General features: G+C 71.1%; 9 protein-coding genes. 5 read left to right on the top strand and 4 right to left on the bottom strand.

Annotation, left to right across the window (positions count from 1 at the left end):
• Positions 1–148: 148 nt before the first annotated feature.
• Both ACW9UL_RS02945 and ACW9UL_RS02940 read left to right on the top strand, forming a co-directional pair.
• Entirely contained in the window at positions 149–763 is a 615-nt protein-coding gene (locus tag ACW9UL_RS02945) for a LysE family transporter (RefSeq protein WP_457788793.1), read from the top strand.
• A gap of 384 nt (positions 764–1,147) precedes the next feature.
• A complete protein-coding gene (locus tag ACW9UL_RS02940) occupies positions 1,148–2,092 on the top strand; it encodes a DUF808 domain-containing protein (RefSeq protein WP_397495911.1) in 945 nt (314 codons plus the stop codon).
• A 323-nt stretch (positions 2,093–2,415) separates the two neighbouring features.
• Here the strand turns inward: ACW9UL_RS02940 and ACW9UL_RS02935 are convergent, their stop codons facing one another.
• From ACW9UL_RS02935 to ACW9UL_RS02920, 4 genes are all read right to left on the bottom strand, one after another.
• Positions 2,416–3,267 carry a mechanosensitive ion channel family protein gene (locus ACW9UL_RS02935; RefSeq protein ID WP_021445282.1) on the bottom strand — a complete coding sequence of 284 codons (852 nt, stop codon included), beginning with the start codon at positions 3,265–3,267 and terminating at the stop codon, positions 2,416–2,418.
• Positions 3,268–3,380: 113 nt separating this feature from the next.
• The gene (locus ACW9UL_RS02930; RefSeq protein WP_397495910.1) at positions 3,381–4,277 is read right to left on the bottom strand and encodes a transglutaminase family protein; all 897 of its coding nucleotides are present in this window, start codon (positions 4,275–4,277) and stop codon (positions 3,381–3,383) included.
• Entirely contained in the window at positions 4,274–6,760 is a 2,487-nt protein-coding gene (locus ACW9UL_RS02925) for a circularly permuted type 2 ATP-grasp protein (RefSeq protein WP_457788792.1), read from the bottom strand. Before ACW9UL_RS02925 ends, ACW9UL_RS02930 begins: the two co-directional genes overlap by 4 nt.
• Before the next feature lie 118 nt (positions 6,761–6,878).
• Positions 6,879–10,172 (bottom strand): transglutaminase family protein, encoded by a 3,294-nt coding sequence (locus ACW9UL_RS02920; RefSeq protein ID WP_457788791.1) that lies wholly within the window; start codon positions 10,170–10,172, stop codon positions 6,879–6,881.
• A 226-nt stretch (positions 10,173–10,398) separates the two neighbouring features.
• On the opposite strand from ACW9UL_RS02920, the gene ACW9UL_RS02915 reads away from it, so the two are divergent.
• The 3 genes from ACW9UL_RS02915 to ACW9UL_RS02905 are packed head-to-tail and all read left to right on the top strand — an operon-like array spanning position 10,399 to position 14,597.
• Positions 10,399–11,181: an efflux RND transporter periplasmic adaptor subunit gene (locus tag ACW9UL_RS02915; protein WP_122109140.1), complete on the top strand. Its 783-nt coding sequence runs from the start codon at positions 10,399–10,401 to the stop codon at positions 11,179–11,181.
• Positions 11,178–12,497 (top strand): efflux RND transporter periplasmic adaptor subunit, encoded by a 1,320-nt coding sequence (locus ACW9UL_RS02910; protein WP_457788790.1) that lies wholly within the window; start codon positions 11,178–11,180, stop codon positions 12,495–12,497. Before ACW9UL_RS02915 ends, ACW9UL_RS02910 begins: the two co-directional genes overlap by 4 nt.
• Complete coding sequence (locus tag ACW9UL_RS02905) at positions 12,498–14,597, top strand: efflux RND transporter periplasmic adaptor subunit (protein ID WP_457788789.1); 2,100 nt, start codon at positions 12,498–12,500, stop codon at positions 14,595–14,597.
• Positions 14,598–14,612 lie beyond the last annotated feature (15 nt).

Here is a 14,612-nt window from a genome sequence, read left to right as displayed (position 1 = left end):
GCCTGCAGAGGGCGCAGAATCGGCTCGTCGGGCCACCACCCTCAGCTTATCCACAGAAATGCCCACAGCAGCCGTGGAAAACTTTTTTACGATGGCCTGGCACGCCATCTGCTAAACACCAGCAAGCCTCCCTTCGCAAGGATTCGTCATGTTCAGCTTCTTTCTCGCCGCCATGCTCCTCGGCTTCGTGTTCAACGCCGCGCCCGGCGCGGTGTTCAGCGAAACCCTGCGGCGCGGCCTGCGCGACGGCTACCGCCCGGCCCTGCTGGTGCAGATCGGCTCGCTTGTGGGCGATGCCACCTGGGCCGCCCTGGGCCTGACCGGCCTGGCTCTGCTGCTCGACAGCGCGCAGATTCGCTATCCGCTGACGCTGGCCAGCGCGCTCTACCTGGCCTGGCTCGGTTATCAGTCACTGCGCGACGCCCATCGCCCGACGCAACCCAGCGACGATGGTCAGGTCGCCGCCGGTAGCGCATTCGCTGCGGGCGCTACGCTGTCGCTGACCAACCCTCAGAACATCGTCTACTGGGCCGCCATGGGCGGGGCGATGGCTGCCATCGGCGTTGCCCAGCCAACGCCGACGCACCTGGCGGTATTCTTCGCCGGCTTCATGGTTTCTTCACTGCTCTGGTGCTTCATCTGCGCCGGCCTGGTGGACTGGTTCCGCCGCGCCGCCTCGCGGCTCTGGCACCGCCTCACCTACCTGGCCTGCGGCCTGGCCCTGCTCGGGCTGTCCGGGATGACCCTGGCCGAGCTGTTGTAGGCTGGCTTCGTTGGGCTTCGTCGCGGGCTCCTCAGCCCAACCTACGGCCTCCCCTACCGTCGGCTGGCGCTGAGCGCAGCGAAGCCCAACGGCAAGCGCGCGGCTATCGCCCCCATCCAGACAATCAACCGGAGGCGCCGGCGAACGCGTCTAGACTCCAGCCTATCCACCCCTGGAGCACACGGGAGAAACGCCATGCCCCTGCACAGCCTGTTACGCAACCTCCTCGCCGCCTATGCCTGCGGCGCCAGCGGCAGCACCGACGGGGGCCGTCTCGACTGATCACCGCCGTCGGAGACGGCCGGCACGGCCCGGGCACTGGGCAAGACCCGACGCTGGCGCGATGATAGGCGCCGCTCATTCCCTCCCCTCAAGGATTGCCCCATGGCCGGAACCAGCCTGCTCGCCCTGCTCGACGATATCGCCGCGGTACTCGACGACGTCGCGGTGATGACCAAGGTCGCCGCGAAGAAGACCGCCGGCGTGCTCGGCGACGACCTCGCCCTGAATGCCCAGCAGGTCACGGGCGTGCGCGCCGAGCGCGAGCTGCCGGTGGTCTGGGCGGTGGCCAAGGGCTCGTTCAAGAACAAGCTGATCCTGGTGCCGGCGGCCCTGCTGATCAGCGCCTTCGCGCCCTGGGCGGTGGTGCCGCTGCTGATGTTCGGCGGCCTGTTCCTCTGCTACGAGGGCTGCGAGAAGCTGGCGCACAAGCTGCTGCACAAGCCGCAGGCGCAGGCCCAGCAGCAGGAACTGCTGGAGGCGGTGGCCGACCCGCAGGTCGACCTGGTCGCCTTCGAGCGCGACAAGATCCGTGGCGCGGTGCGCACCGACTTCATCCTCTCCGCCGAGATCATCGCCATCACCCTCGGCACCGTCGCCGCCGCCAGCTTCGCCAAGCAGGTGGCGGTGCTCAGCGGCATCGCCGTGCTGATGACCGTCGGCGTCTACGGCCTGGTCGCCGCCATCGTCAAACTGGACGACGCCGGCCTCTACCTCAGCCAGCGCGCCAGCCACGCCGCCCAGGCGCTGGGACGCGGCATCCTGCGCCTGGCGCCCTGGCTGATGAAGAGCCTGTCGGTCCTGGGCACCGCCGCTATGTTCATGGTCGGCGGCGGCATCCTGGTCCACGGCCTGCCGCCGGTGGAGGCCTGGGTGCAGCAGATGGCGCAGGGCGCCGCCGCGCTGGGCGCGGCCGGCCCGCTGCTCGCCGCGCTGACCCCGACCCTGCTCAATGCGCTGCTCGGCATCCTCGCCGGCCTCCTCGCCCTGCCGCTGGCGAGCCTTGGCGTGCGTCTGTGGCAAGCCGTACGGCCGACCAAAACGGCCTGACCGATCATTTGCCGAGCAGGCGCCGGCAGCCCTTGCCCGGCGCCGTCTGGCATGACTTCCCCCAAGCTTATCCACAGCTTGCTCCACGCTTTCCGGGGATAACCGCGAGCCGCCTGGCGCAGCCCGCCCGCGCCTCCCGGCACTGCTTGCAAGTCTTCGGATTCGTTGAAGTTTTACCCTGGGCGAGGCTGCCAAGGGCGGCCCTGGCGAAAAGCTGAACAGCCCCGCGCAGGGCCGATGGCGCCTGGCGCGGCGGCTTTGCTGCAGAACTTGTGTACAGACTTACCCACAGATTCCGTGCACAACTCGCCGCGCCCCGCGGCCTAGCCGGCCTGCTGCATGATCACCGTCTGCGCCGGCATCGGCGCCGGGAAACCGCCCTCGCCGAGGGCGTCCTTGATGGTCTTGTTGGTGTCGAAATACACCTGCCAGTAATGGTCGTTGTGGCAGTAAGGGCGCACCGCCAGCACCGGCCCGACCAGGTTGAACTCGAGGATTTCCACGTCCACCGCCGGCTCGGCGAGCACATTGGCGATCGCGCCGACCCGCTCCTTGAGCAAGGCGGCGGCGGCCTTCCAGTCGGCGGCGCCGGACAGCTGCGCCTTGAGCTCGACGCGGCGGAAGGGGTTGTGGGTGAAGTTCTGGATGTTGTCGGAGAAGATCTTGTTGTTGCCGACCAGGGTCAGCACGTTGTCCGGGGTGTTGATCGCGGTGACGAACAGGCCGATCTCGGTGACCGTACCGACCACCCCGCCGGCGCTGATGAAGTCGCCGACCTTGAACGGCCGCAGGACGATGATAAAGCCGCCGGCGGCGAGGTTGGCCAGCAGCCCCGACCAGGCCATGCCGATGGCCAGGCCGACCGCGGCGATCAGCGCCGCCAGGCTGGTGGTCTGCACGCCGAAGTAACCGAGGATGCCGATCACCAGGATGATGTTGAGGGTCACCGAGATGAAGTTGCCGACGTAGCGCAGCACGGTCGGGTCGACCTTCTGCTGGCTCAGGGCCTTCTGCACCAGGCCGACGGCGACGCCGATCAGCCAGCGGCCGATGACCCAGAAGGCGATGGCGGAGAGGATCTTGATGGCGAAGGCCGCGCCGTATTGCACGACCAGGTCATAGAGGGCGGTGAGTTTTTCCGTGCCGGCGCTAACCAGTTGCGAGGTTTCGTCCATGGCGGTGCTCCAAGATGAGGGGTAACCCCCTCAACGCTAGCAGCGCCCCGGCCGGCCGCCAGGCAGCCGACCAACGGCGCGCCGGCGCCGTGGCAGAGCCGCCCGCGTCGTTCTCAGGCGTCCAGCGGCAGTACCGTCACCTGCACCTCCGGATCGTGGCTGCCGCCGCCGAGGATCACCCCGCGCAGCGGCGAGACGTCGGCGAAATCGCGCCCCCAGGCCAGGGTGATGTGCTCCAGCGCCGGACGCAGGTTGTTGGTCGGGTCGAAATCCACCCAGCCCTGGCGCGGGCAGTACAGCGACACCCAGGCGTGCGAGGCGTCGGCGCCGATCAGTCGCGGCTGGCCGGGCGGCGGCTGGGTCAGCAGGTAGCCGCTGACGTAGCGCGCCGCCAGGCCGCGCGAGCGCAGGCAGGCGAGCATCAGGTGAGCGAAGTCCTGGCACACGCCGCGGCGCTCCTCCAGCACCTGCAGCAGCGGGGTGGCCACCTGGGTGGCGCCGGCATCGAAGCTGAACTCGCGGAAGATCTTCTCCATCAGCGCCTGCCCGGCCTGCAGCAGCGGCCGGCCGGCGACGAAGCAGTCGGCGGCGTAGTCGACGAAGGCCTGCTTGAGACGCACGTAGGGCGACTCGAAACGGTAGCGCGCCGCCTCCAGCAGCGCCGGCGCCAGCGCCTGGCCGCTGTAGCTGAGCGCCGCGCAGGCGGCCTCCCAGGCGGGCGAGTCGTGCAGCTCCAGCGGCGCGCGCGCCAGCACCTCGACGCGCAGCCGCGCGCCGACGCTGAGTGCCTGATGCGGGCGCTCGAACACCAGGCGGGTCAGCGGATTGCCGAACACGTCGAGGCCGTCGCGACGCTGGCAGGGCTGCGGCGCGATGCGCAGCTCGCGCTCGTGGCAGCGCTGCCAGGGGCAGTCGCGCGGCCACAGGTGCGCCAGCTGCTGGGCCAGCGAGACCGGCGCCGAGTAGCGGTAATGGGTGTCGTGGAGAATCTGGTACAGCGCGCTGCTCATGAGGATTGCGTCCGCTGGCTGGCGTCGACGTGGACGAAGAAGCGCAGGCCGAGCTGATCGGACACCGTGCCGGCGGCCTGGCTGATGGCGGCAAGCAGATCGGCCAGGCCTTCGAGCACGGCGCGAATGCTGCCGGGACCGAACAAGGGGTTCTCCAGGCTGGCCAGGTCGAAGCCGGCCAGCTGCGCCTCCAGTTCCTGCAGCGGCAGCTGCGCCGGCAGTTCGAAGCGCTCGTCGAGGCGCTGCAGCGAACGCAGCAGCGTGCGCAACTGGAAGATCACCGCATGCGGGTTCTGTTCGTCCAGCAGCAGCAGGTCGAGTACCGGGATCAGCTGCGCCGATGCCAGGTAGCGGGTGCGGTAGGTGATGCTGCTGTTGCCCAGCTCCAGCAGCCATTCCAGCGCCGACTGGTCGGTGGCGGCGCCGCTGCGCAGGAAGCCGGCGAAGGCGTCGCAGAGAAACTGCAGGCGCTCGATGCAGCGACCGAGCATGAGAAAGCGCCAGCCGTCGTCGCGGGTCATGTCGTCGAGGGCGAAGCCGGACAGCGCCGCCAGCGACATCAGCAGGCGGTTGAGGAAATCCAGCAGCTCGCCGAAGTCGGCCGGCTGGCCTTCCAGCGCCTGCGCCTCGCGCTGCAGCTCGACCAGCGCCTGCCAGTTGGCCTGGGACAGCTTGCCGCGCACGCTGCCGGCGGCCCACTGCAGGCGCTGCAGGTTGGCGCGCAGGCTGGCCGGCCAGTCGGCGCCGAGCAGCGCCTGCAGCAGGCGCGCCTCCAGTTCGCCGGTCTGTGCCTCGGCCAGCAGGCCCAGCTGCTGCGCCAGGGCCAGGGCGCTGTGCAGCGCCTGCGGGTCGTCGTCATCGTCGACGTAGCGCGCCAGCAGGATGCGCAGCAGGCGCGCGCTGCCCTCGCAACGCTCGCCGTAACGGCCGAACCAGAACAGGTTCTCCACCACCCGCGAGGGCAGGAAGGGGTCGCTGCGCACCAGGTCGGCGCTGCCCAGCGGGCGCAGCCACTGCCAGGGTTCGCCGCCGCTCTGCCGCGCGCCGAGCACCCAGGTGTCCTTGCTCGCGCCGCCGCGCTGCATCGACACCACCTCAGCGTCGGCGTCGGCGGCCACCCGGGTCAGGCCGCCGGGCATCACCCGGTAGCCCTCGGCGCTGGCCACGGCGAACACGCGCATGCCGATGGCGCGCGGCTGCAGGCCGCGGCCGTCCCACACCGGCGCCTGTGACAGCTGGGCGCGCGCCTGGGCGACGTAGGCGTAGGGGCGCGCCTTCAGCCGTTCGGCCAGGGCGGCGCGCTGCGCGGCGTCCAGATCGCGGCCGAACAGCGGGGCGAAGCTCTGCGAGGGGAAGGCCGGGCGCACCAGCAGCTGCTCGAGTTTTTCCAGCGCCTCGTCCAGCACCGGCGGCTCGCCGCACCACCAGCTGGCGATGGACGGCAACAGCAGTTCCTCGCCCAGCAGCTGCTCGCTGATGGCGGGCAGAAAGCCCGGCAGGCCGGGCGACTCCAGCACGCCGCTGCCCAGGGCATTGGCCACCAGCACCCGGCCACGGCGCACCGCCTCGAGCAGGCCGGGCACGCCGAGGGCCGAGTCGGTGCGCAGCTCCAGCGGGTCGCAGTAGTCGTCGTCGAGGCGGCGCAGCACCGCGTGCACCCGGCGCAGGCCGGCCAGGGTCTTGAGGTAGAGGGTGGCGTCGCGCACGGTCAGGTCGCTGCCCTCGACCAGCGGGTAGCCGAGCTGGCGCGCCAGGTACAGGTGCTCGAAATAGCTCTCGTTGAAGCGCCCGGGGGTCAGCAGCACCACCAGCGGCGTCTCGCCGCCGCTCGGCGCCTGGCGTGCCAGGCTGTCCTGCAGGGTGCGGAAGAAGCCGGCCAGGTACTGCACGCGCAGATCGCGGTACAGCTCGGGGAAGGCGCGCGAGACGATCTGCCGGTTCTCCAGCGCATAGCCGGCGCCCGACGGCGCCTGGGTGCGGTCGGCGGTGACCCACCAGCGTCCGTCCGGCGCACGCGCCAGGTCCACCGCATAGAGGTGCAGCCAGGTGCCGCCGGGCACCTGCAGGCCCTGGCAGGGCCAGAGGAAGTTGTTGTGGCCGAACACCAGCTCGGCCGGCAGCAGGCCGTCGGCGATCAGCTTCTGCGGGCCGTAGATATCGGCCAGCACGCGGTTGAGCAGCGTCGCGCGCTGGGCCACGCCGGCGGCGATCTGCTGCCACTCCTCGGCCGGGATCAGGTTGGGCAGCAGGTCCAGCTCCCAGGGGCGGTCGGCGCCGTCGGGGTCGGCGTAGACGTTGTAGGTCACGCCGTTTTCCTGGATCTGCCGCGCCAGCATGGCCTCGCGTTGCGCCAGCTGCTCCGGGCGGCTGCGCGAGAGCTGCTCGTACAGCCGGCGCCAGTGCGGGCGCACCTTGCCCTGGGCGTCGAGCAGTTCGTGGTAGGCGCCGGCAGGCGGCGGGTAGTCGGCTAGCAGGTCGGGCATGGCAGGCTCGGCAGTGGCAGGGCGGTGCAGCGTGACGCAGGTTGATGATGCCCCTCCGTGGGAGGCGCTTTAGCGGCGACGATTCCGGCTAAAGCCCCGCCCACGAATGGAGTCGACGTCAGGCGCGGCGCAGATCCAGGGTCATCGGCAGTTCATTATTGTCGATCGGCTGCATGACAGGGCGCTTGCCCGGGCTGTGGCCAAGGCGGAAGAAGCGCGCCAGGCGCCGGCTCTCGGCCTCGTAGGCGTTGACCGGCAGGCTGTCGTAGTTGCGCCCGCCGGGATGGGCCACATGGTACTGGCAACCGCCCAGCGAGCGCTGCATCCAGGTGTCGACCAGGTCGAACACCAGCGGCGCGTGCACGCCGATGGTCGGCTGCAGGCAGCTGGCCGGCTGCCAGGCGCGAAAGCGCACGCCGCCGACAAACTCGCCGACCTTGCCGGTGGGCCGCAGCGGCACCGGCACGCCGTTGCAGGTCAGCACGTAGCGATCCGGCGCCATGCCGCCGAGCTTGACCTGCATGCGCTCCAGCGACGAGTCGACGTAGCGCACGGTGCCGCCGCTGGCGCCCTCCTCGCCCAGCACGTGCCAGGGCTCCAGCGCCTGGCGCAGCTCCAGCTCGATGCCCTTGACGGCGAAGTCGCCGGCCTTGGGGAAACGGAACTCGAAATGCGGGGCGAACCACTCGCCGCGCAGGCGATAGCCAAAGCTGCCCAGCTCCTGCAGCACGTCGGCGAAGTCCTGCTCGACGAAGTGCGGCAGGAGGAAACGGTCGTGCAGCTCGGTGCCCCAGCGCACCAGCTTCGCCGGGCGGTAGGGCTCCTGCCAGAAGCGCGCGATCAGTGCGCGCAGCAGCAGTTGCTGGGCCAGGCTCATCTGCGCGTGCGGCGGCATCTCGAAGGCGCGCAGCTCGAGCAGGCCGAGGCGGCCGCTGGCCGAATCCGGCGAGTACAGCTTGTCGATGCAGAACTCGGCGCGGTGAGTATTGCCGGTGACGTCCACCAGCAGGTTGCGCAGCAGCCGGTCGACCAGCCAGGGCGGGCAGTCGCGACCCGGCTCGGGCATCTGCGCGAAGGCGATCTCCAGCTCGTACAGCGCGTCGTTGCGCGCCTCATCCACACGCGGCGCCTGCGAGGTGGGGCCGATAAACAGGCCGGAAAACAGGTAGGACAGCGACGGGTGGTTGTGCCAGTAGCCGATCAGGCTGCGCAGCAGATCGGGGCGGCGCAGGAAGGGGGAGTCCGCCGGCGTGGCGCCGCCGAGGACGAAGTGGTTGCCGCCACCGGTGCCGGTGTGGCGGCCGTCGAGCATGAACTTTTCGCTGGACAGGCGTGACTGCCGCGCCGCCTCGTAGAGAAACTCGCCGCGCTCGACCAGCTCGCTCCAGCTGGCCGCCGGGTGGATATTGACCTCGATCACCCCGGGGTCGGGGGTGACGCGGAAATACTGCAGACGCGGGTCCTGCGGCGGCTCGTAGCCCTCCAGCAGCACCGGGCAGTTGAGTTCGGCGGCCACCGCCTCGATCGCCGCGACCAGCTCCAGGTACTCTTCGAGATGGCTGAGCGGCGGCATAAACAGATACAGCCGCCCCTCGCGCGGCTCGGCGCACAGCGCGGTGCGCACGATACCGGGCGCCGACTGGCCGACCGCCGGGCGCGGCGCCTGGCCGTTGCCGCCGGCGCCGCGCCAGACGCCGCGCAGCTGGCGCTGGATCTGCGCCGGGCTGGGCAGCGGGGCGAAGCGCTGGCCCGGATCGGCCGGGTTGATATAGGGGTAGTCGGCCTGGCTGACCCAGGGCAGCGAGTCCAGCGGCAGGCGGTAGCCTAAGGGCGAGTCGCCCGGCAGCAGGCGGCAGTGCTCGTCGCGCAGGAACCAGCGGCCGCTCTGCCAGCCGGCGCCGTCCACCCGCCGCGCCAACGGCAGCACCTGGCCGACCACGGCATCGAGGCCCTGGTCGAACACCTTGCGCAGGCGCTCGCGCTCCAGCGCATCGCTCAGCCGCGAATCGTCCGGGGTGACGTTGTCCGGCAGCTTGCGCTCGCGCCACAGGTAATAGAACCAGTCCTCGTAGGCCGGGAAGACGCACTCGCCGTCCACATCCAGGCGCGCCGCCAGGGCCGCGAGAAAGTGCGCGGCGGTGTCGGCGTCGGCGCCGTAGCCGCGCGTCTCGTCGGCCAGCAGCCTGGGTTCGTGCCAGATCGGCTCGCCGTCCTGGCGCCAGAAACAGTTCAGCGACCAGCGCGGCAGCTGCTCGCCCGGGTACCACTTGCCCTGGCCGAAGTGCACCAGGGCCTTGGGCGCATAGTGCGCGCGCAGGCGGTGGAACAGCTCGGCGGCCAGGCGCCGCTTGTTCGGCCCCAGCGCGGCGGTGTTCCACTCCTCGTCGTCGGGGTAGTCGAGGGCGACGAAGGTCGGCTCGCCGCCCATGGTCAGGCGCACGTCGTGGCGCTGCAGGTCCTCGTCGATCTGCCGGCCGAGGGCATCGATCGCCTGCCACTGCGCCGCGCTGTAGGGCTTGCTGACCCGCGGCGCCTCCCAGATGCGCTCCACCTGCATCTGGTGCTCGAACTCGCATTCGCACTCGTCCAGCGCGCCGGAAATCGGCGCCGCCGAGGACGGCTCGGGGCTGCAGGCCAGCGGGATATGGCCCTCGCCGGCGAACAGCCCGCTGGTGGGGTCGAGGCCGATCCAGCCGGCGCCGGGTAGGTACACCTCGCACCAGGCGTGCAGGTCGGTGAAGTCCTGGTCGGTGCCGGAGGGGCCGTCGAGGGCTTTGACGTCGGCGGTCAGCTGGATCAGGTAGCCGGAGACGAAGCGCGCCGCCAGGCCCAGGTGGCGCAGCAGCTGCACCAGCAGCCAGGCCGAGTCGCGGCAGGAGCCGGAGGCCTTCTCCAGGCTCTGCTCGGGCGTCTGCACGCCCGGCTCCAGACGGATCAGGTAGCGGATATCGCCGGACAGCCGCTGGTTCAGCGCCACCAGGAAATCCACGCTGGCCGTGGGCGCGCGGTCGATGCTGGCCAGATACTCGGCGAACTTCGGCGTGGCCGCCAGCTTGACCAGGTAGGGCGCCAGCTCGCGCTGCTCGCCCTCGGTGTAGGCAAAGGGAATGCGCTCGGCATAAGGCTCGAGAAAGAAGTCGAAGGGGTTGAACACCGCCATCTCGGCGACCAGATCCACCTCCACCCTGAGCTCGCGGGTCTTCTCGGGGAACACCAGGCGCGCCAGGTAGTTGCCCTGCGGGTCCTGCTGCCAGTTGACGAAGTGCTCGCCCGGCTCGACCTTCAGCCCGTAGGAGAGGATGCGCGTGCGGCTGTGCGGCGCCGGGCGCAGGCGTACCAGCTGCGGGCCGAGGTTCACCGCACGGTCGTAGCGGTAGTGGGTGACATGGTGCAGCGCGACATGGATCGACACGGCGGCCTCCTGCAAGCCTGGACGACCTGCCAAGCCGCGCAAGACTTATGCCAGGGAACGGGGCGCGCGCCCGCGCGGGCCGCGTCGCAGGGCTCGCGCACCAACGACAGGCCCGCCCGCGCACCAGCGCCGACATCGCGCACCACAATGGCGCGCCGCCACGGCCAATTTGCCGCAAACGACTTCTGCCTTAGACTCCCAGCACTTCTTCGCAAGGACGTGCCCAATGCGCCACCACTCGCCCCGCCTGCCCCTGCTCGGCCTGCTCGCCCTGCTGCTCAGCCCGCCGCTCTGGGCCGAAGACCCGCTGCTGGAGTCCTTCGTCGCGGCTGCGCCGGACGCCGGCGAACGCCAGGTGCGCGGCGTGCTGCGGGCGCGCGATCAGGCCGTGCTGTCCAGCGAGCTGCCCGGGCGCATCGTCGAGATGCCGTTCGCCGACGGCCAGGACTTCACCAAGGGCGACGTGCTGGTGCGCTTCGATTGCAGCGCCTACCAGGCCCAGCTCAATGCCGCCCAGGCCGCCGCCCGCGCCGCCCGCGAGGAACTGAGCCACAAGAAGCAGCTGGCCGCGCTCAACTCGGTCGGCCGCTTCGAGGTGGCGCTGGCCGAGGCGCGCCAGGCGCAGGCGCTGGCCGAGGCCCAGGTGTACCAGGTGCAGGTCAAGCGCTGCAGCGTCGTCGCCCCGTTCAACGGCCGCGTGGTGCAGCGCCGCGCCCAGCCGCACGAGAGCGTGGCCAGCGGCACGCCGCTGCTGGAGATAGTCGACAACCGCACCCTGGAGGTGCACCTGCTGGTGCCCTCGGCCTGGCTCGGCCGGCTCGCCCCCGGCCAGCCCTTCGCATTCGTCCCGGACGAGACCGGCGAGCCGCTGCAGGCGGCCGTCAAACGCCTCGGCGCGCGCATAGACGAAGGCAGCCAGACCCTGCTGCTGATCGGCAGCCTGCCGGCGGATGCCCAGGGCCTGCTGGCCGGCATGAGCGGCAGCGCGCGCTTCGCGGAGGCACCATGACCGCGCAGGCGCCGGGCCTGGCCGAGCGAATCGTCGCCCAGTTGCTCAGCCTGGAGCGCCAGGCCCGCGGCGCCGCCACCCTCGACCAACTGGCCTACGCCCTGGTCAACGATGCCCAGCCGCTGTTCGGTTACCGCCACGCCGCCCTGCTGATCGCCGGCAAGGTGCGCGCGCTGACCGCCATCAGCGTGGTGGAGGCCAACGCGCCCTTCGTCGCCTTCGTCGAGAACGCCGCCGCGCAGCTGCACAAGCAGGGGCGCGCGACCCAGGCCCAGGTGGTCGCAACGGACTCGCTGAGCGCCGCGCTGCGCGCCGACTGGCAGAGCCTGTCGGCCGCCGCGGTGTTCTGGCTGCCGCTGCTGGATCGCCAGGGCCAGGTCTTCGGCGGCCTGTGGATCGCCCGCGAGCAGCCCTGGAGCGAGGCCGAACAGGCCCTGCTCGGCCAGCTCGGCGACTGCTACGGCCACGCCTGGCTGGCCCTGCAACCGCGTCAGCCGTGGCGCCTGCGCTGGCCGCGGCGCAAGGTGCTCGGCGTGGCCGCCGCCGTGCTGCTGCTCTTGCTGCTGCCGGTGCGCCAGTCGGTGCTGGCGCCGGCCGAGGTGGTGCCGCTCGGCGGCCAGGTGGTGGCCGCGCCGCTGGACGGCGTGATTGCGGAGTTTCTGGTCAAGCCCAACCAGGCGGTGAGCACGGGCGAGGTGCTGCTGCGCTTCGACGCCACTGCCATTCGCGCCCAGGCCGACGTCGCCGAGCGCAGCCTGCAGGTGGCCGAGGCCGAGCTCAAGGCCAACGCCCAGCGCGCCTTCAGCGACGCCGAATCGAGCGCGCGCATCGACCTGTTTGCCGCCCGTGTCGAACAGAAACGCGCCGAGCGCGACTACGCCCGGGAGTTGCTGGCGCGCACCGAGGTACGTGCCGAACGCGACGGCATCGCGGTGTTCGCCGACGCCCAGCGCTGGACCGGCAAGCCGGTGCAGACCGGCGAGCGGCTGATGCAGATCGCCGACCCGACCCAGGCCGAACTGCGCATCGACCTGGCGGTGGCCGACGCGCTGGACTTCCAGCCCGGCGCCGCCATCGCCCTGTTCCTCGACAGCGACCCGCTGCACCGTCACCAGGCGCGCCTGCAACGCCAGGCCTACGAGGCGCAGCCGCTGCCCGGCGGCCAGCTGGCCTACCGCCTGGACGCCGAATTCAACGCAGGGCCGCCGCGCATCGGCCTGCGCGGCACCGCCAAGCTCTATGGCGCACGCGCGCCGCTGGCGTTCTACCTGCTGCGCCGGCCGCTGGCCGCGCTGCGCCAGACGCTGGGCCTGTAGATGGCCCTGCCGGCGCTGCGCCCCGACCTGCAGCTGTCCAGCGCCGCCCCGGCGCTGGACGGCGCGCCGCAATGGACCCTGGCCGATCCGCTGCGCGGCCGCTACTTCAAACTCGGCGCCGCAGCCATTCGCCTGCTGCGTCACTGGCCGCTGGGCGATCCCGAACGGGTGCTCGCGGCGGCCAACGCCGAACCCGGCCCGCCACTGGACGAGGCCGAGCTGCAGGAGATGCTGCGCTTTCTCGCCGGCCACGACCTGCTCAGCGCCGCCGACGCGCAGCAGCGCGGCAGCTACGCACAGAAGGCGGCGCAGCAGCGCCAGGGCTGGTGGCAGAGCCTGCTGCACCAGTACCTGTTCTTCCGCATCCCGCTGTGGCGCCCGGACGCCTTCCTCGACCGCACCTGGCCCTGGCTGAAGCGCCATGGTCCGAACCTGCTGCGCATCGGCCTGCCGCTGCTGCTGGGCCTCGGCCTGTTCCTGGTGGCACGCGACTGGGATCGTTTCATCGCCACCTTCCCGCACCTGTTCAGCCTGGGCGGGGCGCTGGCCTTCGGCGTCGCCCTGACCTTCGCCAAGCTGTGCCACGAATTCGGCCACGCCTACATGGCCAAGCGCGCCGGCTGCCGGGTGCAGAGCATGGGCCTGGCGTTCATGGTGCTGCTGCCGATGTTCTACACCGATGTCAGCGATGCCTGGCGGGTCAACCAGCGGCGCTCGCGCCTGCTGATCGGCGCCGGCGGCGTGCTCGCCGAACTGCTGCTGGCGGCACTCGCCCTGCTGGCCTGGTCGCTGCTGCCGGACGGGCCGCTGCGCACTGCCGCCTTCATGCTCGCCAGCGCCACCTGGATCACCACGCTGATCATCAACCTCAACCCCTTCATGCGCTTCGACGGCTACTTCCTGCTCAGCGACCTGTGGGGCGTGGACAACCTGCAGGGGCGCGCCTTCGCCCTGTGCCGCTGGCGTCTGCGCGAGGCGCTGTTCGGCTACGGCGAGCCCGCACCGGAACCCTGGTCGCCGGCCATGCAGCGCCGGCTGCTGTTCTGGGGCTATGGCGCCTGGCTGTGGCGCGCGGCGCTGTTCCTCGGCATCGCCCTGGCGGTGTACCACATGTTCTTCAAGCTGCTGGGCATCTTCCTGATGCTGGTGGAACTGGCCTGGTTCATCGGCCTGCCGATCTGGCGCGAGTGGCAGGAGTGGTGGCAACGCCGCGGGCAGGCGCAGCCGGGCAAGACGCTGCGCGTCGGCGCCGTCCTGCTCGGCCTGCTGGCGGTGCTGCTGGTGCCTTGGCGCAGCGCCGTGGAAGTACCGGCGCTGCTCGAAGCCAGCCGGGTCAGCGCGCTGCATGCGCCACTGGCGACGCGCCTCAAGCAGCTACACGCCGGCAACGGCCAGGCGGTGCGCAGCGGCGAGCTGCTGCTGGAGCTGGAGTCCCCCGACCTGGACTCGCGCCAGGCCATCGTCCGCAGCGAAATCGCGATTCTCCAGCTGCAGCTCAAACGCCAGGCGGGGCGTAGCGAGACGGCGGCCGACAGCGCCATCCTCGAACGGAACCTGGCCGCCGCCGTCGCCGAATACCGCGGCCTGGCCGCCCAGCGCCAGCGCCTGCAGCTGCGCGCGCCGCACGACGGCCTGATACGCGACCTGCCGGCAGACCTGGCGCCCGGGCTCTGGCTGTCGCCGCAGCAGCCGTTGCTGCGCGTGGTCGAACAGCAGGTGCGCCTGCGCGGCTACCTGGCCGAAGAGTCGTTGTGGCGCCTCGAACCCGGCAGCAGCGGCCGCTTTATCGCCAGCGCCGACCCGCTGCGCCCGGCGCTGGCGGTGACGCTCGGCGAGGTGGATGCCACCGGTGCCGCCTACCTCGAGCAGGCCGCGCTGGCCTCCGACCACGGCGGGCCGATTGCCGTGCGCCGCGACGAGCAGCAACGCGCACAGCCGCTGCAGGCCCAGTACGGCGTGCGCCTGACCGCACAACAGGCGCTGGCGGCGCCGACGCAACCGCAACTGGGCGTGGCCATACTCGACGGCCGCCGCGAATCCATCCTCGCCGCCGTCTGGCGCCGGGTCGCCGCCCTGGGGGTGCGCGAAAGCGGTTTTTAAGCACCTGTTCAAAGG

It is taken from the genome of Pseudomonas sp. PL-6, from assembly GCF_054110165.1.
Note: the sequence above shows the minus strand (reverse complement) of the source record. Positions and strands in the feature narration are given on the sequence as shown.

What these genes read in the sequence shown, in the direction of transcription:
- ACW9UL_RS02945 (WP_457788793.1), top strand. Translation starts at nt 149, where the DNA reads ATGTTCAGCTTCTTTCTCGCCGCCATGCTCCTCGGCTTCGTGTTCAAC.
- ACW9UL_RS02940 (WP_397495911.1), top strand. Translation starts at nt 1,148, where the DNA reads ATGGCCGGAACCAGCCTGCTCGCCCTGCTCGACGATATCGCCGCGGTA.
- ACW9UL_RS02935 (WP_021445282.1), bottom strand. Translation starts at nt 3,267, where the DNA reads ATGGACGAAACCTCGCAACTGGTTAGCGCCGGCACGGAAAAACTCACC.
- ACW9UL_RS02930 (WP_397495910.1), bottom strand. Translation starts at nt 4,277, where the DNA reads ATGAGCAGCGCGCTGTACCAGATTCTCCACGACACCCATTACCGCTAC.
- ACW9UL_RS02925 (WP_457788792.1), bottom strand. Translation starts at nt 6,760, where the DNA reads ATGCCCGACCTGCTAGCCGACTACCCGCCGCCTGCCGGCGCCTACCAC.
- ACW9UL_RS02915 (WP_122109140.1), top strand. Translation starts at nt 10,399, where the DNA reads ATGCGCCACCACTCGCCCCGCCTGCCCCTGCTCGGCCTGCTCGCCCTG.
- ACW9UL_RS02910 (WP_457788790.1), top strand. Translation starts at nt 11,178, where the DNA reads ATGACCGCGCAGGCGCCGGGCCTGGCCGAGCGAATCGTCGCCCAGTTG.
- ACW9UL_RS02905 (WP_457788789.1), top strand. Translation starts at nt 12,498, where the DNA reads ATGGCCCTGCCGGCGCTGCGCCCCGACCTGCAGCTGTCCAGCGCCGCC.